This window comes from Pseudomonas sp. AK106 (assembly GCF_053903055.1).
Genome location: NZ_CP096426.1, coordinates 3457265 through 3481941, shown reverse-complemented (window position 1 = coordinate 3481941; position 24677 = coordinate 3457265). Strand labels below are relative to the sequence as shown.

At 61.9% G+C, this 24677-nt stretch carries 16 protein-coding genes; 10 read left to right on the top strand and 6 right to left on the bottom strand.

Features of this window, described 5'->3' with window-relative positions; translation table 11 throughout:
- Positions 1–26 precede the first annotated feature (26 nt).
- Positions 27–923, bottom strand: a complete 897-nt coding sequence (locus tag M1E04_RS15395) for a LysR family transcriptional regulator (RefSeq protein WP_192134175.1) — start codon at positions 921–923, stop codon at positions 27–29.
- A gap of 155 nt (positions 924–1078) precedes the next feature.
- On the opposite strand from M1E04_RS15395, the gene leuC reads away from it, so the two are divergent.
- From leuC to asd, 4 genes are all read left to right on the top strand, one after another.
- Positions 1079–2503 (top strand): 3-isopropylmalate dehydratase large subunit, encoded by a 1425-nt coding sequence (gene leuC / locus M1E04_RS15390; RefSeq protein WP_456291638.1) that lies wholly within the window; start codon positions 1079–1081, stop codon positions 2501–2503.
- 10 nt (positions 2504–2513) lie between these two features.
- A complete protein-coding gene (gene leuD / locus M1E04_RS15385) occupies positions 2514–3152 on the top strand; it encodes a 3-isopropylmalate dehydratase small subunit (protein ID WP_065986057.1) in 639 nt (212 codons plus the stop codon).
- Positions 3153–3300: 148 nt separating this feature from the next.
- Positions 3301–4383: a 3-isopropylmalate dehydrogenase gene (gene leuB / locus M1E04_RS15380; protein WP_296308737.1), complete on the top strand. Its 1083-nt coding sequence runs from the start codon at positions 3301–3303 to the stop codon at positions 4381–4383.
- Positions 4384–4464: 81 nt separating this feature from the next.
- Entirely contained in the window at positions 4465–5577 is a 1113-nt protein-coding gene (gene asd, locus M1E04_RS15375; protein ID WP_065986059.1) for an aspartate-semialdehyde dehydrogenase, read from the top strand.
- Between the two features lie 1075 nt (positions 5578–6652).
- Here the strand turns inward: asd and M1E04_RS15370 are convergent.
- On the bottom strand, positions 6653–7798 hold the full coding sequence (locus tag M1E04_RS15370; protein ID WP_456291637.1) for an acyltransferase family protein: 1146 nt from the start codon (positions 7796–7798) through the stop codon (positions 6653–6655).
- Positions 7799–8188: 390 nt separating this feature from the next.
- Between M1E04_RS15370 and M1E04_RS15365 the strand changes: the two genes are divergently transcribed.
- From M1E04_RS15365 to M1E04_RS15350, 4 genes are all read left to right on the top strand, one after another.
- A complete protein-coding gene (locus tag M1E04_RS15365) occupies positions 8189–9205 on the top strand; it encodes a 2-dehydro-3-deoxygalactonokinase (RefSeq protein ID WP_456291636.1) in 1017 nt (338 codons plus the stop codon).
- Position 9206: 1 nt separating this feature from the next.
- Positions 9207–9842, top strand: a complete 636-nt coding sequence (locus M1E04_RS15360) for a 2-dehydro-3-deoxy-6-phosphogalactonate aldolase (protein WP_065986271.1) — start codon at positions 9207–9209, stop codon at positions 9840–9842.
- A 54-nt stretch (positions 9843–9896) separates the two neighbouring features.
- Entirely contained in the window at positions 9897–11045 is a 1149-nt protein-coding gene (gene dgoD, locus M1E04_RS15355; protein ID WP_065986272.1) for a galactonate dehydratase, read from the top strand.
- Positions 11046–11225: 180 nt separating this feature from the next.
- Entirely contained in the window at positions 11226–12539 is a 1314-nt protein-coding gene (locus M1E04_RS15350; RefSeq protein WP_456291635.1) for an MFS transporter, read from the top strand.
- A gap of 268 nt (positions 12540–12807) precedes the next feature.
- Here the strand turns inward: M1E04_RS15350 and M1E04_RS15345 are convergent, their stop codons facing one another.
- From M1E04_RS15345 to M1E04_RS15335, 3 genes are all read right to left on the bottom strand, one after another.
- A complete protein-coding gene (locus M1E04_RS15345) occupies positions 12808–15918 on the bottom strand; it encodes an autotransporter domain-containing protein (protein ID WP_456291634.1) in 3111 nt (1036 codons plus the stop codon).
- 151 nt (positions 15919–16069) lie between these two features.
- Positions 16070–19072, bottom strand: coding sequence for an autotransporter serine peptidase EprS (gene eprS, locus M1E04_RS15340; RefSeq protein WP_456291633.1), 3003 nt, complete (start codon positions 19070–19072; stop codon positions 16070–16072).
- Between the two features lie 955 nt (positions 19073–20027).
- Entirely contained in the window at positions 20028–21050 is a 1023-nt protein-coding gene (locus M1E04_RS15335) for a metallophosphoesterase (protein ID WP_456291632.1), read from the bottom strand.
- A 237-nt stretch (positions 21051–21287) separates the two neighbouring features.
- Here M1E04_RS15335 and M1E04_RS15330 point away from each other — a divergent pair, with 237 nt between their 5' ends.
- The gene (locus M1E04_RS15330) at positions 21288–22091 is read left to right on the top strand and encodes an IclR family transcriptional regulator (RefSeq protein ID WP_065986279.1); all 804 of its coding nucleotides are present in this window, start codon (positions 21288–21290) and stop codon (positions 22089–22091) included.
- A 36-nt stretch (positions 22092–22127) separates the two neighbouring features.
- Here the strand turns inward: M1E04_RS15330 and M1E04_RS15325 are convergent, their stop codons facing one another.
- Positions 22128–23180, bottom strand: coding sequence for an NAD(P)-dependent alcohol dehydrogenase (locus M1E04_RS15325; protein ID WP_065986280.1), 1053 nt, complete (start codon positions 23178–23180; stop codon positions 22128–22130).
- 178 nt (positions 23181–23358) lie between these two features.
- Here M1E04_RS15325 and M1E04_RS15320 point away from each other — a divergent pair, with 178 nt between their 5' ends.
- Complete coding sequence (locus M1E04_RS15320) at positions 23359–24264, top strand: AraC family transcriptional regulator (protein ID WP_065986281.1); 906 nt, start codon at positions 23359–23361, stop codon at positions 24262–24264.
- Positions 24265–24677: the final 413 nt, after the last annotated feature.

Here is a 24677-nt window from a genome sequence, read left to right as displayed (position 1 = left end):
CTGCGGGGCGCCTTTTTTGTGCGCGCTCAGCGCGCGGGCGATTGCTCCAGCCCTGCAGCTTGCGCATCCAGCAGCGCCATGAACGCCCGCGCCGCGTTAGACAGCGTGCGTTCGGTGTGGACGATATACCCCAACTGCCGCCGTAACTGGACACCCGGCAACGGGATGGGGGTGACTTGCTCGTCGAGCATGGTCCGGGGCAGCACGCTCCAGGCCAGTCCGATGGACACCATCATCTTGATCGTCTCCATATAGTTGGTGCTCATGGCGATATTCGGCTTCAGCCCCTGCGACTCACAGAGCTCGCTGACGATGTGGTGGGTGAAGGTGTTCTCGCCCGGAAACACCGCCGGGTAGCGGGCGAGGTCGGCCAGGCTGACGTTTTTCCGGGTCGCCAGCGGGTGCTCGGGCGCGGCGACGAAATCCAGCGGGTCGTCCCAGACCTTGACGGCTTTCACCAGCGCGTGGGGCTCGGGTGCCAAGGTGATCACCGCCAGCTCCGCACGGCCGTGGAGGATTTCTTCGTAGGCCACTTCCGAATCGAGAAACTGAATGTCCAGCGCGACGTCCGGGTAGGTCTTGGTAAACGCCCTTAATAGCGTAGGCAACCGGTGCAAACCGATGTGGTGACTGGTCGCCAGAGTCAGCCGCCCGGTGACCTCGCCGGTCAGGTTGGTCAGCGCGCGACGGGTGTCGTCCAGCACATTGAGGATCTGATAAGCGCGGGGGAGCAGGGCGCGTCCGGCTTCGGTCAGGCTGACCTCACGGCCCAGCCGATCAAAAAGCCGCACGTCCAGCTGCTGCTCCAGACCGGCGATGCGCTTGCTGACCGCCGGCTGAGTCAGGTGCAGGCGCTCGCCAGCGGCCGAGAAGCTGCCCATCTCGGCGATGGCAATGAAGGCATTGAGATTAGCCAGATCCATCTCGGATTCCTGTTGGTTATGCAAAGCATGAAAAATATGAATTTGAGTTATTTAAGCATATTCCCTAGCATCACCCCCACAAGCCAAGGGTCTTTACGGTGTCATCTCGACATCGGCGGCCGGGGCATAGAAATACGCTGATGAGGAACCGTCTGATGGCCGGCAAAACGCTCTACGACAAGCTCTGGGATTCGCATTTGGTCAAGCAGCGCGACGATGGCTCTGCGCTGCTCTACATCGACCGTCACATCATTCACGAAGTGACGTCGCCTCAGGCTTTCGAGGGCTTGCGCCTGGCCCGGCGCAAACCGTGGCGCATCGACGCCAACGTCGCCACCGTCGACCATAACGTGCCGACCACCCCCGACCGCAAGGACGGCGTCGACGCCATCGTCGATCAAGTGTCGCGCTTGCAGGTCAAGACCCTGGATGACAACTGCGACGAGTACGGCATCACCGAATTTAAGATGAACGACATCCGTCAGGGCATCGTTCACGTGATCGGTCCGGAGCAGGGCGCGACCTTGCCGGGCATGACCGTGGTCTGCGGCGACTCGCACACGTCCACCCACGGCGCATTCGGCGCGCTGGCCCACGGCATCGGCACTTCCGAGGTCGAGCACGTCCTCGCGACTCAGTGTTTGGTCGCGAAGAAAATGAAGAACATGCAAGTGAAGGTCGAAGGCAAGCTGCCGTTCGGCGTCACGGCCAAGGACATCGTCCTCGCCATCATCGGCAAGATCGGCACCGCCGGCGGCAACGGCCATGCCATCGAATTCGCCGGCAGCGCCATTCGCGACCTGTCCGTCGAAGGCCGCATGACCATCTGCAACATGTCCATCGAAGCCGGCGCCCGTGTCGGGCTGGTGGCGACCGATGAAAAGACCATTGCCTACGTGAAGGGTCGTCCTTTCGCACCGACTGCCGAGCAGTGGGGCGCAGCCGTCGAGGCCTGGAAAGACCTGGTGTCCGACGACGACGCGGTGTTCGACACCGTGGTTGAGCTCGACGCGACCCAAATCAAGCCGCAGGTCAGCTGGGGCACCTCGCCGGAAATGGTCGTGGCCGTGGATCAGCATGTGCCCGATCCGGCGCAGGAAGCCGATCTGGTCAAGCGTGGCTCGATCGAGCGCGCCTTGAAGTACATGGGCCTAAAAGCCAATCAGGCGATCACCGACATTCAGCTGGATCGCGTGTTCATCGGCTCGTGCACCAACTCGCGGATCGAAGACCTGCGCGCCGCAGCGGACATCGCCAAAGGCCGCAAAGTGGCGTCGACCATCAAGCAGGCGATCGTCGTGCCGGGCTCGGGTCTGGTGAAAGAACAGGCCGAGCGGGAAGGGCTGGACAAGGTCTTCATCGAAGCCGGCTTTGAATGGCGCGAGCCGGGCTGCTCGATGTGCCTGGCGATGAACCCGGACCGCCTCGAGAGCGGCGAGCACTGCGCGTCCACCTCCAACCGCAACTTCGAAGGCCGTCAGGGCGCCGGTGGGCGTACTCACCTGGTCAGTCCGGCGATGGCAGCAGCGGCTGCGGTCAGCGGCCGTTTCGTCGACGTTCGCACCATGAGCCAGGCATAAGGAGCCCCGTATGAAGCCTTTTACCCAACACACCGGTCTGGTCGCTCCGCTGGATCGCGCCAACGTCGACACCGATCAGATCATCCCCAAGCAATTCCTGAAGTCGATCCGCCGGACCGGCTTTGGCCCGAACCTGTTTGACGAGTGGCGCTACCTTGATGTGGGTCAGCCGTATCAGGACAACAGCAAGCGTCCGCTGAACCCGGATTTCGTGCTCAACGCCGAGCGTTACCAGGGCGCCAGCGTCCTGCTGGCCCGGGAAAACTTCGGCTGCGGCTCGAGCCGTGAACACGCCCCATGGGCGCTGGAGGAGTACGGTTTTCGCAGCATCATCGCGCCGAGCTACGCGGACATCTTCTTCAACAACAGCTTCAAGAACGGCCTGCTGCCGATCATCCTGAGCGAAAGCGAAGTCGATGAGCTGTTCAAAGTGGTCGAGGCGACGCCGGGCTACCAGTTGAACGTGGACCTGCAAGCCCAGACCGTGACCCGTGAAGATGGCAAGGTCTACCACTTTGAAATCGACGCCTTCCGCAAGCACTGCCTGCTCAACGGCCTGGACGATATCGGCCTGACCCTGATGGACGGCGAGGCGATTGCCGCGTTCGAGAGCAAGCATCGGGCTTCGCAGCCGTGGCTGTTTCGCTGAGGGGCAGTTATTAGCTTCAAGCTTCAAGCTGCAAGCGGCAAGTTGACCGCGGTGTGACTGCTGATTCTTGCAGCTCACCGCTTGGAGCTTGCCGCTCCCGAGCCGGCACCGATCACCGGCTCGACACGTATTCTGAAACGAGGGTTTTATGAGCAAGCAGATTCTGATTCTCCCAGGTGATGGCATCGGCCCGGAAATCATGGCCGAGGCGGTCAAGGTGCTGGAACTGGCCAGCGAGAAATACCAGCTGGGTTTCGAACTGAGCCACGACGTTATTGGTGGCGCGGCGATCGACAAACACGGCGTACCACTGGCAGATGAGACCCTTGAGCGCGCTCGCGCTGTTGATGCCGTGCTACTCGGCGCCGTGGGCGGCCCGAAATGGGACGCCATCGACCGCGACATCCGTCCGGAGCGCGGCCTGCTGAAGATCCGCTCGCAACTGGGCCTGTTCGCCAACCTGCGTCCGGCGATTCTGTATCCGCAACTGGCCGATGCGTCCAGTCTGAAGCCTGAAATCGTCGCCGGCCTGGACATCCTCATCGTCCGTGAGTTGACCGGCGGTATCTACTTCGGCGCACCGCGTGGCACCCGCGAGCTGGAAAACGGCGAGCGTCAGTCCTACGATACGTTGCCCTACAGCGAAAGCGAGATCCGCCGCATCGCCCGCGTCGGCTTCGACATGGCCCGTGTACGCGGCAAGAAGCTCTGCTCCGTGGACAAGGCCAATGTGCTTGCGTCCAGCCAGTTGTGGCGTGAAATCGTCGAACAGGTGGCCAAGGATTACCCGGACGTCGAACTCAGCCACATGTACGTCGACAATGCTGCCATGCAGCTGGTCCGCGCACCGAAGCAGTTCGACGTGATTGTCACCGACAACATGTTCGGCGACATCCTCTCCGACGAAGCGTCGATGCTCACCGGCTCTATCGGTATGCTGCCGTCGGCGTCGCTGGATTCGAACAACAAGGGCATGTACGAGCCTTGCCACGGTTCGGCCCCGGACATCGCCGGCAAAGGCGTGGCCAACCCGCTGGCGACGATTCTGTCGGTGTCGATGATGCTGCGTTACAGCTTCAACGAGCACACCGCTGCCGACGCCATCGAGAAAGCCGTGAGCCTGGTGCTGGATCAGGGCCTGCGCACCGGGGACATCTGGTCTGAGGGCAATGCCCGGATCGGTACGCAGGAAATGGGCGACGCCGTAGTCGCCGCGCTGCGCAATCTGTAATATCTCGGGCCCACGACTGTCAGGTTGAGCCCAGTGGCTCTCTGCGGTCGGGGCCCCACTTTTAATTAAGGTGTAGTTGCGATGAAACGTGTAGGTCTGGTCGGTTGGCGCGGGATGGTCGGTTCCGTGCTCATGCAGCGCATGCTGGAAGAGCAGGATTTCGATCTCATTGAGCCGGTTTTTTTCACCACCTCCAACGTCGGCGGCCAAGGCCCGTCGGTGGGCAAGGACGTCGCGCCGCTGAAAGATGCCTACAGCATCGACGAGCTCAAGACCCTGGACGTGGTGCTGACCTGCCAGGGCGGCGACTACACCAACGAAGTCTTCCCCAAGCTGCGCGAAGCGGGCTGGCAGGGTTACTGGATCGACGCGGCGTCGTCCCTGCGCATGCAGGACGATGCGGTGATCATCCTTGATCCGGTCAACCGCAAGGTCATCGACCAGCAGCTGGATGCCGGCACCAAGAATTACATCGGCGGCAACTGCACCGTCAGCCTGATGCTGATGGGCCTGGGCGGGCTGTTCGAGGCCGGTCTGGTGGAGTGGATGAACGTCATGACGTATCAGGCCGCTTCCGGCGCCGGTGCGCAGAACATGCGTGAGTTGATCAAGCAGATGGGTGCGATCAATGCGTCGGTGGCCGACGAGCTGGCGAACCCTGCCAGCGCGATTCTGGACATCGACCGCAAGGTGGCTGACGCGATGCGCGGCGAGGGTTTCCCGACCGAGAATTTCGGGGTGCCGCTGGCGGGCAGTCTGATCCCGTGGATCGACAAGGAGCTGCCGAACGGTCAGAGCCGCGAGGAGTGGAAAGGGCAGGCGGAGACGAACAAGATTCTGGGTCGTTTCAAGAGCCCGATTCCGGTCGATGGTATTTGCGTGCGCATCGGTGCGATGCGGTGCCACAGTCAGGCGCTGACCATCAAGCTGAACAAGGATGTGCCGATCGCTGACATCGAGGGGATGATCAGTCAGCACAATCCGTGGGTGAAGCTGGTGCCGAATAATCGCGAAGCGAGCATTCAGGAGCTGAGCCCGACGTCGGTGACCGGGACGTTGAATATTCCGGTGGGGCGTTTGCGTAAGTTGAATATGGGTTCGCAGTATCTGGGCGCATTTACCGTGGGCGACCAGTTGTTGTGGGGCGCGGCGGAGCCGTTGCGTCGGATGCTTCGTATTCTGCTCGAGCGGTAATCACTGTTCGTAGGGGACTGATTTATTTACATAGCTTCACCGTAAATTAATCTGTCCCCGGATCTGCGGCGTGAGTTAGTACGCCAGGATCAAGAGCGTCTGCCTAGGGGCAGACGTTTCGCCTTCGGCGAGTTACTTGGAAAAGTCGAAAGTCGCACCATCCCCAAGTAACCAAGGGTGCTTGCTCCTGGCTTGGTTCCTCCTTCGTCGGAATCCCCTCACTCCGGTCCCGCTCCGTGGGCCCGCGCCGAACGGGCATCCATGCCCTGACGGCGCTCTCGCCGCATCCCGGCGGCTCGACCCACTCCGCGAGATTTCCGTTCAGCCTGCACCCAAGTCGCGATGGGTGTCGTCTGGACTTCCTGCGTAGAAGATCAAGATCAACAGCTTCCCGGCTGAAGCCGGTCCTACGGGTGCGCGCGTTCTGTTGGTGGGACTGGCTTTAGCCGGGAAGGGGCCGGCCCATTCACCATCAATTTCCCGGCGCGCCCACCGATGCTTTCCCGGCTGAAGCCGGTCCAACGGGTGCTCGCGGTCTGTTAGTGGGACTGGCTTTAGCCGGGAAGGGGCCGGCTCATTCACCATCAATTTCGCGGCGCGCCCACCGACGCTTTCCCGGCTGAAGCCGGTCCCACAGATGCGCGCGTTCTGTTGGTAGGACTGGCTTTAGCCGGGAAGGGGCCGGCTCATTCACCATCAATTTCGCGGCGCGCCCACCGACGCTTTCCCGGCTGAAGCCGGTCCCACTGTATGCACGCGGTCTACTGTAGGACTGGCTTTAGCCGGGAAGCTTTTAACCTTGCACTTGATCTGCTTTTGATCTTCCTACGCAAAGAGTTCAAACACCGCCAATCGCGACTTGGGTGCAGGCCGAACGCAGACGACGCGCAGTGGGCCGAGCGGCATGGATGCCGCGAGAGCGCCGCCAGGACATGGATGTCCGTTCGGCGCGGGCCCACGGAGCGTCGTCGGAGTGAGGGAACCCGACGAAGTCGGGCCAAACCGAGAGCAGGCACTTTTGGTTACTTTTAGTGCTTTTTTAAAAGTAACTCGCCGAAGGCGAAACAATCTGCCCCTAGGCAGATGCCTCTGATCTTGATCTTGATCTTGATCTTAACCCCGCACAAAGCCGCATCCCCGGCACCTCGATGAAGCGATGAGCCAACATCGAAACCACCACAACCGCCACCACCACCAGCAACATCAACAGGTTGTCGTTCAGCGCACTGCCCGTACTCAAATGCCGCACCAGCGACCCCGGAATCTCCCCCGGCTTGTCCACCAACAGCGGATAACCGCCGAATTTCGCCGCCACCGTCAACCCCGTCGCGACGACGAAAATCACCGCCGCATGGGTCAGGTAAATCGACAGCCACAACCGGCCCAGCGCCGGAAACACCCGCACCTGCAACAGCCGCGACACCGCACCAGCCTCCCAGGCGAACACCAGAATCGCCAGGCAAAACAGCAGCGCCAGCTCAATCGTCATCGGGGCTTGGCCGTCCACCATCAGCCAGCCGATAGTCGCCAAAACCCCCACCTCAAGCACACTGCCCAGCACCACCCCCGGCGCGAAATTCCGCAGCCTCGCGTACAGCCGATACGTCACCGTGCCCGCAAAGAAACAGGCCGCGCCCCACAACACATAGCGCGTCAGCAGGTCGGAATCCGTGAACAACCCGACAAACGCCAACCCCCCCAGCAGCGTGAAAATCGCCCGCGCCATCCCCGGCAGCGCGTAGCAGACCAGCCCGAAGATCAGCCACAGGTAAAACGCGACGCTGACCCACCACGACGGATAGTTGAACGACAGCGCATTGAAGCCCGGCCACCAGGCTTGAATCAGTAAAAGGTTTGGAAGAATTTCCCCAGGCGCGCGGTCACCGCTGAACGCCGGGAAATTCAACAGCAGCCCATAGCGCTCCAGCACCAGTTTCAAACACTCGAAACCGATGAAGAACACCAGCACTGCGATATGCAGCGGCATGACCCGCCCGGCGCGGGCAATCATGAAGTCGCCCAACTGCCGCGGGGTGTTCAGCGTGCCGACGTAGCGCCGGTAAATCAGAAACCCGCTCAGGGCGAAGAACAGGCCGGCGAACTGACTGGCGTTACGGAAAAACGACAACTCCGTGATGCTTCGCTCGATGTGCGAGTGATGAACAATCAGCGTCAGGGCGCAGAGACCGCGCAGGCTGTCGAGCACGAGGAATCGCTTCATCTTGAGGGTCCTTGTTTCAGATGAGTTAAGCGCGCGGGCACGCGAACAGGCGCCGGCAGGCGTGCAGGGCAGAGAACGTAAGGCTGGGCGAGCAGGAAAGTTACCACCTTCGGCGCTGGGGCTGATGAGTGGCGCAAGCAGTGTGAAAAACAGAAGGTGGCGCACCGCAGGCTGGAGGCAGAAGCTAACACTGGGTTCGTGAAAGTTTTGCCAGCGGGCAGCAGTATGCCCGAACCGCAAACCCATCCGGAACGGGCATTAATCAAAATCTGACGACCCAACAACATCAAATCCCAATATGTGGGATAGCGCGTTATATATTGAGATTTCCGGCGCAACCGGTTTATAGTCCGCTCCGCATTCACTCATTAATAACAATCAGGTGAAGCCATGCAGGCGCAATTGATCGCGCTCGATTGGGGGACGACCTCCCTTCGCGCGTATCGACTCGGCGAACACGGCCGGGTACTGGAACAACGTTCGCTCAGCGCGGGCATCATGCAGCTGCCATCGACGCCTCGCTTGATTGGCGGGCAGCAGGTTTCCGACGGATTCGAACTCGCTTTCGACGAAGCCTGCGGCGACTGGCTCGACGCCGAACCGACGCTGCCGGTGATCGCCTGCGGGATGGTCGGCAGTGCTCAGGGCTGGCGCGAGGCGGTCTATCAGCAGACGCCCGCCAGCGTAGCAGCCCTCAGTTCTGCGTTGGTCACGGTGCGCAGTGTGCGCGGCGTCGACGTTCACATCATTCCCGGCATCCTGCAGCGCTCCGAGCTGCCCAATGTGATGCGCGGCGAAGAGACCCAGGTCCTGGGCATTCTTGACTCGCTGCCCGCCAGCGAAACCGCAAAGCCCCTGTTGATCGGCCTGCCCGGCAGCCACTCGAAGTGGGTGAGGGCGGTGGACGGCCGGATCGAGCATTTCGATACCTTCATGACCGGCGAGGTCTACGCCGCGCTGTCCAGCCACACCATTCTTGGCCGCACGATGCAGCGCAGCGACACCTTCGACGCCGAAGCGTTTGACCGAGGCGTGGCGGTGTCGCGGTCGGCCAACGGTGCGGCAGGTCCGCTGTCGACCATCTTCAGTTGCCGCACCCTCGGCTTGACCGGCGTGCTGTCCGGCACCGCTCAATCCGATTACCTCTCTGGCCTGTTGATCGGCCATGAAATCGTCGCGCTGGCGAAGCTGCTGCGCCAGACCGACGCGCACTTGCCCGCCGTGATCCTGATCGGCAGCGACGCCCTGATCGCACGCTATCAGCGCGCCCTCGATGCCAACGGTTTCCCCCAAGTGACCCTGGCCGAGCAGGCCACCGAGCGTGGCCTCTGGCAGGTGGCGGTGCAGGCCGGTCTGATTCAATCCTCCTCTTCGGCCGTTGCCCGGCCCCTTCATGTAGAGAACTGACATGCTCAAGCAAGCCCTCGTGCAAAACGGTCTGGTCGCGATTCTGCGCGGCCTGCGCCCCGAAGAAGCGCCGGCCATCGGTGATGTCCTGTACACCGCCGGCTTCCGCGTCATCGAAGTGCCGCTCAATTCCCCTCAGCCGTACGACAGCATCCGCTTGCTGCGTCAGAGCCTGCCCGCCGATTGCCTGATCGGTGCGGGCACGGTGCTGACGCCGGAGCAAGTGCGCCAGGTCAAGGAGGCCGGCGGCCAGGTTATCGTCATGCCCCACAGCGATCCGAAGGTGCTGCGCGCGGCAAAAGCCGAAGGCCTGTTCCTTTCTCCGGGCGTGGCGACGCCGACCGAAGCCTTCGCCGCCCTGGCCGAAGGCGCCGACGTGCTGAAGATGTTCCCTGCCGAGCAAATGGGCCCGGCGGTGGTCAAGGCCTGGCTGGCGGTGTTGCCGGCCGGCACGGCGCTGATTCCGGTCGGTGGCATCACCCCGGACAACATGAAAGTGTTCCTCGATGCCGGTGTTTCCGGTTTCGGCCTGGGTTCGGGGCTGTTCAAGCCGGGCATGAGCGCCGAGGACGTTGCCAAGAGCGCCAAGGCCTACGTGGACGCCTGGAACCAGCACAAGCCAGCAAACAACCAGTGACCCACCCGCTCGTTGCGCCATCGAGCATGTGTTTTTGAATAAGAGAGACAAAACATGAAAATCACCAAACTCACGACGTACATCGTTCCGCCGCGCTGGTGCTTCCTGAAAGTCGAAACCGACCAGGGCGTCACCGGTTGGGGCGAGCCTGTGGTCGAGGGCCGCGCCCACACCGTGGCTGCAGCGGTTGAGGAACTGTCCGACTATTTGATCGGCAAAGACCCACGCAACATCGAAGACATCTGGACCGTGCTGTATCGCGGCGGCTTCTACCGGGGCGGCGCCATCCACATGAGCGCGCTGGCGGGCATCGATCAGGCGCTGTGGGACATCAAGGGCAAGGCGCTGGGCGTGTCGGTCAGCGACCTGCTTGGCGGCCAGGTGCGCGACAAGATTCGGGTGTACTCGTGGATCGGCGGCGACCGTCCGGCGGACACCGCGCGTGCGGCAAAAGAAGCGGTGGAGCGTGGGTTCACTGCGGTGAAAATGAACGGCACCGAGGAGCTGCAGTTCCTCGACACCTTCGACAAGGTTGATCTGGCCCTGGCCAACGTCGCCGCCGTGCGCGATGCCGTGGGCCCCAATGTCGGCATCGGCGTCGACTTCCACGGTCGTGTGCACAAGCCGATGGCCAAGGTGCTGATGAAAGAGCTGGACCCGTACAAGCTGATGTTCATCGAAGAGCCGGTGCTCAGCGAGAACTACGAAGCGCTGAAGGAACTGGCGCCGTTGACCAGCACGCCGATTGCCCTGGGCGAGCGTTTGTTCTCCCGCTGGGATTTCAAGCGCGTGTTAAGCGAAGGCTATGTCGACATCATCCAGCCGGATGCTTCCCACGCGGGCGGCATCACCGAAACCCGCAAGATCGCCAACATGGCCGAAGCCTATGACGTGGCGCTGGCGCTGCATTGCCCGCTGGGCCCGATCGCGCTGGCGGCGTGCCTGCAACTGGACGCCGTTTGCTACAACGCGTTCATTCAGGAGCAGAGCCTGGGGATTCACTACAACGAAAGCAACGACCTGCTCGACTACATCAAGAACCCCGAAGTCTTCGACTACGACAAGGGCATGGTGAAGATCCCGAACGGGCCGGGCCTGGGCATTGAGATCAACGAAGAGTACGTCAAGGAACGCGCCGCCATCGGCCACCGCTGGCGCAACCCGATCTGGCGCCATGCCGACGGCAGCTTTGCCGAGTGGTGATTGCTCCCCGGGCTTGAGCCCGACTGATCGTTCCCACGCTCCGCGTGGGAATGCATCCCCCGACGCTCGGCGTCGACTGCCGGACGCAGAGCGTCCAGAGCAGTGTTACCACGCAGAGCGTGGGAACAATCAATTTATGACACTCCAGACCTCAGATAACCATAAAAAGAGGCACTTCCCTTGCGCACACAGACCGCAACCCAGGCGCGGGCGACCACCGCCACGCCGACCCGCAAACGCTTTTTCATCATGGTGCTGCTGTTCATCACCGTGGTGATCAACTACCTCGACCGCAGCAACCTGTCCATCGCCGCGCCCGCACTGACCAGCGAGCTGGGCATCGATCCGGTGCACGTCGGCCTGATCTTCTCCGCCTTCGGCTGGACCTACGCCGCCATGCAACTGCCCGGCGGCTGGCTGGTGGATCGCGTTCCGCCGCGCATCCTTTACACCGTCGCGCTGGCGCTGTGGTCCATCGCGACCATCTTCCTCGGCTTCGTCGGCAGCTTCATCGGCTTGTTCATCCTGCGCATGGCCGTCGGCGCGCTGGAGGCCCCGGCGTATCCGATCAACAGCCGCGTCGTCACCGCTTGGTTCCCGGAGAAAGAACGCGCCACCGCCGTAGGCTTTTACACCTCCGGCCAATTCGTCGGCCTGGCATTCCTCACCCCTGTGCTCGCGTGGCTGCAGACCCGCTACGGCTGGCACATGGTGTTCGTGGCCACCGGTGGCGTCGGCGTGCTCTGGGCGGCCATCTGGTACATGGTCTATCGCGAACCGCGTGACTTCAAAGGCATCAACCAGGGTGAGATCGACCTGATCAAGGACGGCGGCGGTCTGGTCGACATGCAGACCGATGCCTCGAAACGCAAAAGCGGTTTTAGCTGGCAGGACCTCGGCATCGTGCTGACCAAGCGCAAGCTGTGGGGCATCTACCTGGGTCAGTTCTGCCTGAACTCGACGCTGTGGTTCTTCCTCACCTGGTTCCCGACCTACCTGGTCAAATACCGCGGCATGGACTTCATCAAGTCCGGCCTGCTGGCGTCGCTGCCGTTTCTCGCAGCGTTCGTCGGCGTGCTCTGCTCAGGGTTCTTCTCCGACTGGCTGATCCGTCGCGGTTACACCGTCGGCTTCGCACGCAAGACGCCGATCATCGCCGGCCTGTTGATCTCCACCTCGATCATCGGCGCCAACTACGTCGATTCGACTCCGCTGGTAATTGCGTTCCTGGCGCTGGCGTTTTTCGGCAACGGCCTGGCGTCGATCACCTGGTCGCTGGTCTCAACCCTCGCCCCGGCGCGGCTGTTGGGGCTGACCGGCGGCACGTTCAACCTGATCGGCAACCTGGCGGCGATCGCCACGCCAATCGTGATCGGTTTCCTGGCGTCGGGTGATTCCTTTGCGCCGGCGATCACCTACATCGCCGTTCTCGCGTTGCTCGGGGCGTTGTCCTACATCCTGTTGGTGGGCAAGGTGGAACGCATCGAGTTGTGATGGCCGTGTCGATACGGAATGAGGGACGTCAATCACTTGCGCCGTGACCAACGTTTCCTTGAGAGAGGCGTGGAAGCCGGCCATGCCTTGGCATGACCTGGCTTGAGAGGTTGTCTGCATCAACGAGAGCGACATTTCGAGCCGGTGCTCAGGTGCCCCATTGGATAGCTGCTGAAACGTTTGGAGGGACAAAATCGACCCTCCAAACGGTTTTTAGTATCGGGCGGGAGCACCCAAGCTGGCGCAGGCTTTCAGGCAGCGCTTGAGGTTAGAACGCCCAATTCAGCGACAGCCCTACACCGTGGGTTTTATCCCGGGCGCCCAGCAGGCCGTTGTAGTCCAGGTTGATCCGCGCATCCCGGTTCAAGGCGAGGCTGGCGCGGGCGCCCACGACAGCTGCGTCCCGGTCCATGGACACGCTTTGCACGGCAAAGGTATTCACCCCGCTGGCAAAGGCCAGGTGTTGCTCGGCCGAGGTATCGCTCAGGTTATGCTGCCAGCCCAAGGTGCCTGAGACGTCCAGCTTCTGAGTATCGGTGAGGTTGAACCGGCTACCGGCACGCATGCCCAGCGTGGATAGCACCGTGTCGCGGGTGTCGTCATCACCCTTCAGCGCCGTGGCGCCTCCCTTCTCGGTAAAGCTGTCGCTGTGGAAGTGCACATAGGCCAGGTTGGCGAAGGGCTCCAACGCCAGAGGCTGCAGGTTCAGGCGATAGGCCGCTTCGGTGAACACCTGAGTCGATTGCGCGTCGCGCTTGACCTTCAGGCGGTCGGTCGAGGTGCCCAGTTGCAGGTCTCGCTTGACGTCGATGCGGTGCCAGCTATGGGATGCACCCGCGGTCAGGCGCAACGGCCCTTCCTCGTGGCCCATGTAGGCACCCAGGTGGTAGCTATTGGCCGAGGCGCGGGAATGGGTGTCGTCACCCATGCCTAACGAGGTGTCGCTGTAACCGACCATGGCGCCCAACCGGGTGTGCTCAGCCACCAGGCCGTCCACACCGGCGAGCAGGCCGCCCAGGGATGAGGTTGAGCTGGCGCTGTCGCTGCTGCCGGCGTTTTTGCCCCAGGCACCCAGGCCTTTGACCCACAGGTTGTTGTCTTCAACACCCGCCGCAGGCTGGTCGTACAGCCCGTCGACGCGCAGGCGATCACCGACGGCATCGCGGACCTGGCGGCTGTCGTTGATCAACTGAGTGGCGATGGCCGGATGCACTTCGCCGGACAACTGGGTGTAGGCACGCCGAGCGGTAGCCGCATCGGGGCTCAACAGCAGCTCTTCGTACACCGCATTACCGGCCCCTAATTGCTCGGCGGCAGCCGCTACGTTGGCCTGGTTAGTGGTGTGCGCGGCGCTGGCGAAGCTGTCCGCGTTGCGCTCCAGGGCCAAGGCAACGCCCGTACCGCTGTAGGCCAGGTTGCCATCCAGAAAGGCGTAGTTATCCAGCACCGACCCGAACTGGCCCTGCACGCCGCCAGCCGCTTGCAGCACGTTGAACTGCCGGCCGATCAGGCTGTTGACCTCGCCTGTGCTGAAGCCGGCGCCGTTTTCCAGCGAGAGGGCCATGGTCGCACCGCTCACCGTCGCCTGCCCGCCGGCGATGATGCGGTCGCTGCCAGTGGGCGACAACTCCACCGCATACACAGCGCCGGGCGCCAGGTTAAGGTTCCCCGCCACCTGTAAGGTGCCCACGGAATTGCCCGGCGCTACCGTACCGCCGCGGTTGGCGGCAAGTGACGCGATCCGGCCGTTGCCGCCCAGTATGCCGGTGTCATTGACGGTCACGGCCGAGGCCAGCGAACCATTGACCGCCAGCCGCCCTTCATTGATCAGGGTTGGGCCGCTGTAGGTGTTGGCGCCGGTCAGCACCAAGGTGCCGATACCTGTCTTGGTCAAGCCGCCATGCCCGGCTATGTCATTGCTCCACGTGTCCCGCCCGCATTGCGGCCCGCTGCAGAGGCGCTGGGTCGGTTTACCGGCATCGACCACCGCGCCTACCCCCGGCAGGTTGGCCACGAACTGGCTGTCGCCATAGGCGCCACTGATACGAAACTCAGCGGGAATATCCGCCTCGGTGACGAACATGCTCGGGCCGTTGACGGCCTTGCCCAGATTGATCATGCCCCAGCCATAGAGCGCGTCCACGCCAGGCGCGCCGAGGTCGGTGGCGGTGGTTTTCAACACGTCGGCCACCTGTGCGCCGGTCATGTAGGGGAAGCGCTCCATCAGTACCGCCATGCTGCCCGCCACATGGGGCGCGGCCATGGAGGTACCGTTTTTGTTGGCCCAGCCCACGGTCAGGTCTTGCAAGCTGGTGCCGTTAAGCACGGAGCTGTAGATCCGCGTGCCTGGCGCTGACACGCAGAAGCTGGCCGTGTAGCCGCAGCGAGAGGAAAAGGTGCTCAAGGTGTAAGGCGTGGTGCCGGCGGCCGCGGCGTTCGGGTTTTGCTGCAAGGCAGCAACCGTCAGCCAGTTGGGGGCGATCTCTGGCACGAAATACCCGAGTCCGGCCATGGCGTCCGGGTTGTTCAGGTTGTAGTCGTTGCCGGCGGCGAAAATGGTCACCACGCCGCTGCGTGCGGCATCGATGGCGCCCTGGTAAGCGCCCCCTGGGCGGGTACCGAGGATCTGTTGGATCTGATTGAACTGCAGCTGCGCATCCTGCACGGTAAAGTGCGCAAAGGCCGGATCGCGACCGCCTTGGTCAAAGCGGTCGGTAATGCCAATGCCCCAGCTGTTATTGATGATGCGCGCGCCACTGCTGACCAATGCATTCCAGCCCGCCTGGTAAACCGCGCCGTCGTTGCCCAGCACAATGCCGTCTTCCGGGCCAGGGTCGCCGTTGTCGGCGCTGATGATCTGGGCATTGAACGCCACGCCGTGCATGGGCCCGCCGTCTCGGTTGCCGCCCGCGATGCCGCCTACGTGGGTGCCATGGTTACCCAGCCGGCCGTTGGAGTCAGGGGTAGGGGTGCCATCGTAACGGAAGGCGTCGCCGGCCTTTACCGGGATATAGGGGTCGGTGTACTCGCGAATGCCACTGGTGACCAGGTTGATCACTTTATCCGGGCTGGCGAATTCCGGGTGCGGTGCGTACACCGGCTGATCGAAAATCCCCAGCTTCACGCCCTTGCCGGTGTAGCCGGCGGCGTAGGCCTGGTCGGCGTTGATCGCGCCCAGCCCCCATTGGGCCGTGAACTCCGGGCTGCGCCAACTGGCGACATTCCCGGCCTGGCCGGCTTCTACGTAAGGCGCAGCCTGGGCTGCACCGAGGGTGGCCAGGTAGCAGGCCAAGGCGCCGCAAGAAACGCGATTGGCTTGCCGAATAGCGTGCCGAATGGAGCTGACAGCAAGCTGTCGAGTGGTGGATGGCTTTTTCATAAATACAACTGTCCTTAGTTAGCGCACACAAAACCCCGCGCGAATGCCGTCTTGGTATCCGCGTCGTTCTTTTTCCAACAATGGGTAGGTTGAAACATTCAGCTTCAGGAAAGCGGCGGGCGAAGGCCTGGCTCGCCCTGCCGCTTTGCGTTTAGAACTGCCAGTTAAGGCTCAAGCCAATGCCGTGGCTTTTTTCACGGCTGGCCAGTTGGCCGTTGTAGTCCAGGCTAACGCTGGCCTCACGACTCAGCGCCATGCGGGCATGGGCACTCGCCAGGGCCGCATCACGCACCAAGGGCGAGCTTTCGATACCAAAGCGACTGCCACCTGCCGCAAAGGCCATGTGCTGCTCTGAATCGGTATCGCTCAGGTTGTGCTGCCAGCCCAGGCTGCCGGACAGGTCGAGCTTCTGATGATCATTGATTGCGACGGTTTTAAGCGCCCGTACGCCCAGCGTACCGAGCACGGCTTCACGGGTGTCGCTGCCGGAGGCAAGCGCTGCGGTATCTCCCTTCTCGCTGAAGCTATCCGTGCCAAGGTGTACATAGGCCAGGTTGGCGAAGGGTTCAAGCACTGCGGGCTGCAACTGAATACGGTACGCCGCTTCGGTGAATACCTGTGCGGTTTGCGCATCGTGTTTGGTTTTCTCCCGCCCGCTGGCGTCGCCGACCTGTACATCGCGCTTGCCATCGATCCGGTGCCAGCTGTAGGCACCGCCGAGGGTCAAGCGCCAGGCGCCGATCTCATGACCCAGGTAGGCGCCCAGATGGTAGCTGTCTACCGATGCACGGGAATGGGTGCCCGAGCCCATGTTGACCGAGCTGTCGCTGTAGCCGCCTACCAGGCCAAGGCGCGTGTCGTCACCCACGTCGCCGTCGACACCCGCCAGCACGCCGCTAATCGATGAGGTATAGCCAGCCGTATCGCTACGGGAATCCGTTTTGCCCCAAGCACCCAAGGCCTTGAACCACACATTGTCTTGCGCTGCCGTATTGGCATCGGCACCGAACACGCTGGCGCCCAGGCGCTCGCCAACGGCGTCACGCACATAGCGGCTGTCGTTGATCAACTGGGTGGCGACTGCCGGGTAGATCTCGCCCGACAGCTGCTGGAAACTCTCCCGGGCCGAGGCGGCACTTGGCGCGAGCAGCAGGTTTTCATACACCGCGTTGCCCGTCCCCAATTGCTCGGCGGCCGAGGCCACGGCTGCCTGGTTAGGGGTTTGCGCCACGCTGTCGAAAGCCGCCGTGCGCTCGATATTCAGTGCAACGCCGTTAGCGGCGTATTCCAGCCGGCCGCCGAGGAAAGCGTAGTTGGAGGTGACCGCAGCGAACTGCCCGTTCACACCGTTGGCGGCTTGCAACACGTTGTACTGGCGGCCAACCAGGGTTTGGCCAGGCGTGGCATTCAAGGCCAGCGGCGTTGGGTCCAGGGCCAGGGTCATGTTGGCCCCCGACACCGTGGCACTGCCGGTGGCCACAAGGCGGTCACCGGCCGTGGGCGAAAGCTCTACCGCGTAGGTTGAGCCTGGTGCGAAGGTTACGTCACCGTTCACCTGCAAGGTGCCGATGGAGTTACCGGGCGCAACCTGCCCGCCGCTCAACGCGGTGAGGTTACCGACCTGGCCATTGCCGCCCAAGGTGCCCCCCGCATTGACCTGCACAGCGGACGCCAGAGAGCCATTGACCGACAGCACACCCCCGTTGACCTGGGTATCGCCGCGATAGGTATTGTTGCCTTCAAGAATCAACCGGCCCGCGCCGGACTTGATCAGGCTGCCTTGGTACTGGCGCTGAGCCGCTGCCGCAGCACGGGCGGTGCCCACGGCGTAGTCGGTCTGGTCCTGTTGGCTGGCGGTGCTGGCCACGCCGTTCTGCCAACCTCTGCTCACCAGGGTTTGCTGCCAGGCGGCCTGTTCAGCAGTGTCCTCGGCCTGACGCTGGATCAACGCCTGATCAGAAATATCGTTGCTCCAGACATCGGTTTGGCCGGCACCCAGGGTGGCATTGAAGGTGCCCAGCAACTGGCCCGGGCCGCGCATGGCCCGTTCCAGGTTGACTACACCCCAGCCCACAGCGCCATTGGGCGCCTGGGTGACCGAACCATCGAGCTGGGTCGCGGTGGTGAGCAGCACCTGCAAGGCCTGCTCGTTGTTCATGTAAGGGTAGCGCTCCATCACCAGCGCCAATGCGCCCGTGGCATGGGGCGCGGCCATGGACGTACCGGACTTGAGCGCATAGCCGCCGCCAGGCACGGTGCTGTTGATCAGCCTCCCGGGCGTGGTGATGCACCAATATTTGGCAATGCCGCACTGGTTGTAGCGCTGGGCATTGGCGCTATCCAGGCCAGACACCGCCAGCCAGTGGCCTTCCAGGTCCGGCTCGAAATACGGCAGCGCAGACCGCACACTGGCGTTGGCATAGCCAGTATTGCCAGCACTGAAGACGTTGATCACGCCCTTGCGCGACACGTTAGCCGCTTCATCCAGCCAGGTGCCCCGGTTGTAATGCTGGGCATAGGCAGCCTGTACGCCTTTCAACGTCGCGTAGGTCACATCCGGCGGCTGGCTACCCCAACTGTTGTTAATCGCCCGCACACCGGCATCGGCCAGCGCGCCATAGGCCGCCTTGAAGTACTGCGGATCCGGGCTCGGGCCAAACAGGAAGCTGTCGCTCTGGTTGGTGTTGGCCACATAGATTTGCGCGTTGTACGCCACGCCATGCATGCCGACGCCATCACGGGCCGCGCCCATGGTCCCGGTCACGTGCGTGCCGTGGGTGTCGTTATTGGGGTTGATGGCACCCGTGATGCTAAAGGGCGAACCATCTACATAGGTGCCGTTGGCGGTTACCGCATGGTAGCGGGATGGGCTGGCTTCGGGATGAGAGGGGTCGAAACCTGAGTCCATCGCGCCGATTTTTACGCCGGCGCCGGTGATACCGGCGGCATAAGCCTGGTCCGCCTGGATACGGCCCAATCCCCAGTCGCTCTTGAATTCTTCCGAGCGCCAACTGGCCGCGTCGCCTAACTTCCCCTGTTCTGCATAGTCGGCATAAGCCGAGCAGCCAAAGGTAATAGACAACGCGCAAAGTGCGGTAGTGGTTGCGGGTTTAACGGAATAACGGACAGCATTCGACGGCTTGAACCTTCGCATCCCTGCACACCTTTTTTATTTGTTAGCTCCCTAGTGAGCGCCGTAAGAAAATAGTCCGCTGCGCAGGGGATGGCAACTTATTTGTTTCAGATTTGATACAAAGCCAACAGTAACTAAGCAGGCAGGTAATAAGGCACAAGGCGCTGTGATGAGGCATCTAGACGGAGCAGGCACAATTACGGTGCATTGCGAGATAGTGGCCTTTTAGTTCCATTGTCGAAAATCCAGCGCGTTTTTTAGTTAATCTAGCGTTGGCGTATTGGCGGCTTCGCTCAGTCACGAGAGCCAGGCAGGGAGGGTAGAAAAGAGGTATTCAAATAATGAATAGTCAAACCCTAGCCTAGCCATTACTTAGCCATGCCACAACATCATCCTTGGCCAGCGTCTCGCTGTTGAGCAAGCGGCAGCCGCGCAGCCGTGGTAGTTGAGAAGGTCATGCCGGGTGCCCAAAACAGTGGGGTGCTTTGAAGTGATCATTATCGCTACAAGTGGGGGTAGCCTTTATATTTTGGCGCGTCATGGCCCAGTAACTTGGGGTCAGAGAACCTCGGGGCGCCTGAGACTTCTGGCTTCTGGTTTGCTCCGATTATTTGCGTTATGAGCAGTAATGGGTTTTAAACGCACAAGCGCGAAGGGTCTGCCGGCGCAATGATTTTATACTGGCGCAACTTTTCGTAGTGCTGGCCACGGCAAGCAATACTTCGTAAGCGGCCGGCGAATGCACCGCAAGTGAATGGCAAAGACACACTGGATTAGGCGGTACTGCCCAATTTTCTTGTTGATCGAGCAATCTTGGGGCACGCCACAATCCACTTGATGACTCCGCCGTCGCCGTTCCTCGAGTATTGGCCGCATTGTAGGAAGGAGCATAACGACGGCTTGCGATAATGCTGGCATGGGGAAAGGCTCGTAGAGCAGATCTATGGATACTGTCGGGAAGCAATAGATCTCGCGTCTAGCAAAACAGCCTGTTCAGTAATCCTTCAATGGGGGTTCCTTCGTATCCAGACCGTAATTCTTCGAGCTTCAGAACCCTACGCTCTCCGCCAAGCAGGCTGAGCCCGTGGAGCTCATTCAAGAGCTTCTGAGACGCTTCGACCTCAGGCTGCAGTGCAAGCCAGGCAGTATTCGCCCGAGCCGCCAAATCTTCAGCCTTATGACTCAGGCGTTGGGATTCGATGAGCGTGCTCGCACTCAACATGCTGTTGAGTTCTGCCTGCGTGCGCTCTAGATCGTTAAGCAAATCGGTGAAAACTTCAGCTTGGTCAAGCGCCACGGAAAGACCGTCGACATAGAGGGTGTCTTCCTGCACGCAGTAAATCCCCAACGGCCCGTCACCGCCTCCGGTGCAATCCAGCGCGAGCAGGTTCCCGAGGCGTAACGGCTCTGGAATCCACGTGTGACCCGTGCAAACACGCCAAACGCCGGCGACGCCTTGACGGTAATGCTTTTTGATCCGCTCTCGCCCCCAGAGGGCTATTTCTTCGACTTGCGCGTTGTCGATATCGTTGACGAACCCCTGCCAGGACAAGCCTCTCGGTACATCCCCATGTACAACGCCCACGACCCCACGGGGTGATTCGATCTCGATGAGGGTAGGGAGGGTCTCAAGCTTGACGATGATCATCTCTTTCGACTCATCGGCGACGGTTGCCCACCAACCAGCCCCATGAGAGACATAACGAGCGTCCGGGTTTTCACGGTAAGCCCGAATCAGCATCTGTTCATGGTTACCCATTACGGTGAAAAACCACGGCTCGCCCAAAAGCTTGAGCCCGTCGAGCACGCCCGGGCCGCGATCAATGAGGTCGCCGACGCCGATGACTCGGTCAGTCTGGCTGTCAAAGCCGAGTTTGCGCAGGCCTTTGTACAAGTCGGTGGTTTTGAAGTGAATGTCACCAACGACAAAGTCACGGCCATGGTGATTTTGCGAAAGTCTCAGAACTTTTTGCCTCATGCCTGCGGAATCCTTGGTCATCGAAACGGCTTAATTATCTGCCCTCAGACGCGTGCTACCAAGGTGAATCTTGGGGAGAATGCGGTGGTCTTCGAGCGTGCGTACGGCGCGTTGTCCTACATCCTGTTGGTGGGCAAGGTCGAACGCATCGAGTGGGTATGACCCTGCGCCGACGCCGAGCAAATTCTGCACAGCGCTGGCAGGCTTCAAGGCTGGCGACGATAATGGCGCCGGTTTTCTGATTCGATAAGGCGCGCCATGCAAGATGCATCCGACACCGCCGTCACTGGCAAAGACCCTGCACCCACCGGTACGCAAACGCTGATTCGCGGCCTGGGCGTGATTCAGGCGGTCGCCAGCGGCGCTCGCGACCTCAAGGAAATCGCCCGGTTGATCGGCACCACCCGCAGCACCACCCACCGGCTCGCCAGTTGTCTGGTGGAGGAGCGCTACCTGCGGGTGTTGCCGCAGGTGGGGTATGTGCTCGGGCCGAGATTGATCGAGCTGGGGTTTCAGGCTCGGGAAGAAGTGCCGCTGCTGGTGCTGGCCAGACCCTTTCTCGACGAACTGTCGGCACTCACAGGGGACACCGTGCACCTGGCCATGCGCGATGGCGACGAGGTCTTGTACCTGCATAAAAATCCCGGGCGCAATGGCCCGGAGATGCGATCGCGGGTGGGCCATCGCATGCCGCTGGCGCGCACCGGCATCGGCAAGGCATTGCTGCTGGACAGTCCGGTAAGCGAATGGCGACGGCTGTACGAAATCAGTGTGCCGACCACCGGCAAGAACCCGTTGTGGCCGGCCCACGAAGAACAGACCTGGGAGCAGGTGCAGGCGCGTATGCACGAGTACGTACAGGGCGGCTATGCGTTCGATCTGGAAGACAACGAACCGTCGATCCGCTGTGTGGCGGCGCCGGTGCGTGATGCCAGCAAGCAGATTGTCGCCGGCATCAGCATCGCCAGCACCGTGCCGTACATGCCGCTGGAAAAGATGGCCGACCTGGTGCCGGTGATCAAGGACGCGGCGGCAAGGTTGTCGGCGGAACTGGGCGGCTAGCGTTTCGCCCCGCATTGCGCGGGGCGAACCGGTGGATCAGGCCTTCAACGTGGCCATATCAATCACGAAACGGTACTTCACATCGCCCGCGATCATGCGGCTGTACGCTTCGTTGATGTTCTTGATGTCGAGCATCTCGATGTCACAGGTGATGCCGTGCTCGGCGCAGAAATCCAGGACTTCCTGGGTCTCGGCGATGCCGCCAATCAGTGAGCCCGCCAGTACGCGGCGCTTCATCACCAGGTTGGCCGCATGCAGCGCCGGGTCGACGGGTTCGATCAGGCCGACGAGAATGTGCACGCCGTCAAAACTCAGGGTTTCCAGATAGGGGTTCAAATCGTGCTGCACCGGAATGGTGTCCAGCAGGAAGTCGAAGTGACCGGCAGCGGCTTTCATCTGCTCGGCATCGGTCGAGACGATGACGTGATCGGCGCCCTGGCGACGACCTTCTTCGGCCTTGCTCGCCGAACGGGTGAACAGCGTCACTTCCGCGCCCATGGCCTTGGCGAACTTGATGCCCATGTGGCCCAGACCGCCCATGCCCAGTACGCCCACTTTGTCGCCGGCCTTGACGCCGTAATGCTTGAGTGGCGAGTAGGTGGTGATGCCGGCACACAGGATGGGCGCCGCGGCGGCCAGGTCGAGTTTCTCCGGGATACGCACGACGAAGTGCTCGCTGACCACGATGCTGTTGGAGTAGCCGCCCATGGTGTTGCTGCCGTCGACGCGGTCGGGGGTGGCGTAGGTCATGGTCGGGCCTTCGAGGCAATACTGCTCAAGGTCCTGCGCGCAGGCTTCACACTGACGGCAGGAGTCGACCATGCAACCGACGCCGACCAGATCGCCGACTTTGTGCTTGCTGACATTGGCGCCGACTTCGGTGACTTTGCCGACGATCTCGTGGCCCGGCATCAGCGGGTACACGGCGATGCCCCACTCGTTGCGCGCCTGGTGGATGTCGGAGTGGCAGACGCCGCAGTACAGAATCTCGATGGCCACGTCGTCCGGCCGCGGGCTGCGGCGGCTGAACGTCATAGGGGCGAGGGGGGCGGTGGCGGACTGGGCGGCGTAACCGATGGCTGTGTACATGAAGAACCTCGCAGAAACGATGACGGTTGAGGCGGTGCATTGTCCCCAGGCAGGGCATTGCCGGCCATGGTCATTCCTCCGCCTGTCATGCCTGATCCTCCGGATTTCACGAATCGAATAGGGCGTCACGCCGCTGATCTGCGATGATGGCGGTGTCAAATCCTCCGTACGGCTGCCCATGTCCCCTCTTTCCCATTCCGATGCCAACGCCGAGTTGGTCGCCCTCATCAAACCGTTGGCGTCGCGCCCGGGTTTCGTCGACACCCGCGTCCCGGGCGTGCAGGCGATGTCCTGGGATTACTACGTCGCCAGCAGCCCGCAGATCTATGAACCGAGTCTGGTGATCATTGCCCAGGGCAGCAAGCTCGCGCGCCTGGGCCCGCGAACGCTGGAATACGGCGCCGGTCATTATCTGGTGCAGGCGCTGTCGGTGCCGTTCATGTGCGAAACCTTCGCCACGGCCGAGGCGCCGATGTATGGCGTCGCCGTGTCAATCGATCGCGCGCTGCTGGGCGAGTTGGTGCATGCCATGGGCGAGGCGCCGAACGTCAAGGTCAAGGCGCAGACGCCGGAATCCATGACCTCCGCCGAGCTGGATGCGCCGATGCGTGAGAGTGTCGAGCGGCTATTGCGCTGCCTGCACGATCCGCTGGACGCACAAGTGATGGGCCAGGCGCGGGTCAGGGAAGTGGTGTATGCCGCGTTGCGCGGTCCCCAGGCCGGGGTGCTGCGGGCATTGGTCGAGCAGACCGGCCACTTCGCGCGCATTGCCGCGTCGCTGCAGCATCTGCGCGACCACTATGATCAGGCCTTGAGTGTCGAGGATCTGGCCCGCTGCGCCAATATGAGCGCCTCGACCTTCCATGAGCATTTCAAGCGCAGCACGCTGCTGTCACCCGTCCAGTACTTGAAACGCGTGCGGCTGCTCAAGGCTCAGCAGATGCTCATCGGCGAGGGCATGGGCGTGGCGCAAGTGGCGCACAAGGTCGGGTATCAGAGCACGTCGCAGTTCAGTCGCGAGTACAAGCGCTACTTCGAGCGCAATCCGGGGGAAGAGGGCGAGCGGCTGAAGATATCAGCGTGAGGGGTGACGCTGAACCTCAAGAGCTTTCCGGCTAAAGCCGGTCCTACGAAGGTTACGCGGTGTCTTTGCGGGACCGGCTTCAGCCGGGAAGAGGCCAGTGTGTGCACCATCATTTTTGCGCGATGGCCGCTGACGCCTTCCCGGCTAAAGCCGGTCCTACGAAAGTTACGCGGTGTCTTTGTGGGACCGGCTTCAGCCGGGAAGAGGCCAGTGTGCGCACCATCAATTTTGCGCGATGGCCGCTGACGCCTTCCCGGCTAAAGCCGGTCCTACGAAGGTTACGCGGTGTCTTTGTGGGACCGGCTTCAGCCGGGAAGAGGCCAGTGTGCGCACCATCAATTTTGCGCGATGGCCGCTGACGCCTTCCCGGCTAAAGCCGGTTCTACGAAGGTTACGCGGTGTCTTTGTGGGAC

What these genes read in the sequence shown, in the direction of transcription:
- M1E04_RS15370 (WP_456291637.1), bottom strand. Translation starts at nt 7,798, where the DNA reads ATGAAGCGATTCCTCGTGCTCGACAGCCTGCGCGGTCTCTGCGCCCTG.
- M1E04_RS15330 (WP_065986279.1), top strand. Translation starts at nt 21,288, where the DNA reads ATGCAAGATGCATCCGACACCGCCGTCACTGGCAAAGACCCTGCACCC.
- M1E04_RS15320 (WP_065986281.1), top strand. Translation starts at nt 23,359, where the DNA reads ATGTCCCCTCTTTCCCATTCCGATGCCAACGCCGAGTTGGTCGCCCTC.
- leuB (WP_296308737.1), top strand. Translation starts at nt 3,301, where the DNA reads ATGAGCAAGCAGATTCTGATTCTCCCAGGTGATGGCATCGGCCCGGAA.
- M1E04_RS15325 (WP_065986280.1), bottom strand. Translation starts at nt 23,180, where the DNA reads ATGTACACAGCCATCGGTTACGCCGCCCAGTCCGCCACCGCCCCCCTC.
- M1E04_RS15395 (WP_192134175.1), bottom strand. Translation starts at nt 923, where the DNA reads ATGGATCTGGCTAATCTCAATGCCTTCATTGCCATCGCCGAGATGGGC.
- asd (WP_065986059.1), top strand. Translation starts at nt 4,465, where the DNA reads ATGAAACGTGTAGGTCTGGTCGGTTGGCGCGGGATGGTCGGTTCCGTG.
- M1E04_RS15360 (WP_065986271.1), top strand. Translation starts at nt 9,207, where the DNA reads ATGCTCAAGCAAGCCCTCGTGCAAAACGGTCTGGTCGCGATTCTGCGC.
- eprS (WP_456291633.1), bottom strand. Translation starts at nt 19,072, where the DNA reads ATGCGAAGGTTCAAGCCGTCGAATGCTGTCCGTTATTCCGTTAAACCC.
- leuD (WP_065986057.1), top strand. Translation starts at nt 2,514, where the DNA reads ATGAAGCCTTTTACCCAACACACCGGTCTGGTCGCTCCGCTGGATCGC.
- leuC (WP_456291638.1), top strand. Translation starts at nt 1,079, where the DNA reads ATGGCCGGCAAAACGCTCTACGACAAGCTCTGGGATTCGCATTTGGTC.
- M1E04_RS15345 (WP_456291634.1), bottom strand. Translation starts at nt 15,918, where the DNA reads ATGAAAAAGCCATCCACCACTCGACAGCTTGCTGTCAGCTCCATTCGG.
- M1E04_RS15365 (WP_456291636.1), top strand. Translation starts at nt 8,189, where the DNA reads ATGCAGGCGCAATTGATCGCGCTCGATTGGGGGACGACCTCCCTTCGC.
- M1E04_RS15335 (WP_456291632.1), bottom strand. Translation starts at nt 21,050, where the DNA reads ATGACCAAGGATTCCGCAGGCATGAGGCAAAAAGTTCTGAGACTTTCG.
- dgoD (WP_065986272.1), top strand. Translation starts at nt 9,897, where the DNA reads ATGAAAATCACCAAACTCACGACGTACATCGTTCCGCCGCGCTGGTGC.